Genomic DNA, 255 nt, shown 5'->3' with positions numbered 1-255 from the left:
CATCCATCGTTAGATCAATGATCGCGACGTTACTGATTCCCGCATTCGTCTCGCTGCCAATCGACATGCCGTGTCCATAGTAGAAGTGGTTATGCGCGAACATCAGGTTCTTGCTGCCAGGTGATGCCCTAGCCTTGATGGCGACGTGGTCGTCACCTGTGCTGATATACGAATAAGCCAGCAACACGTTGCGTGACTGAGCGGGATCGAAACCGTCAGTGTTCTTCACGGTGTCCGGCGTGAAACATGTAGCGG

1 protein-coding gene is annotated in these 255 nt (G+C 53.3%); it reads right to left on the bottom strand.

The window, feature by feature from the left end:
* Nucleotides 1–255: glycosyl hydrolase family 28 protein (locus ACLFKU_RS44715; RefSeq protein ID WP_410853515.1), on the bottom strand; the 255-nt coding region annotated here is incomplete at both ends.

It is taken from the genome of Paraburkholderia sp. EG304, assembly GCF_046543485.1.
GTDB lineage: Bacteria > Pseudomonadota > Gammaproteobacteria > Burkholderiales > Burkholderiaceae > Paraburkholderia > Paraburkholderia youngii.
This window is presented reverse-complemented; position numbering and strand designations above follow the sequence as displayed.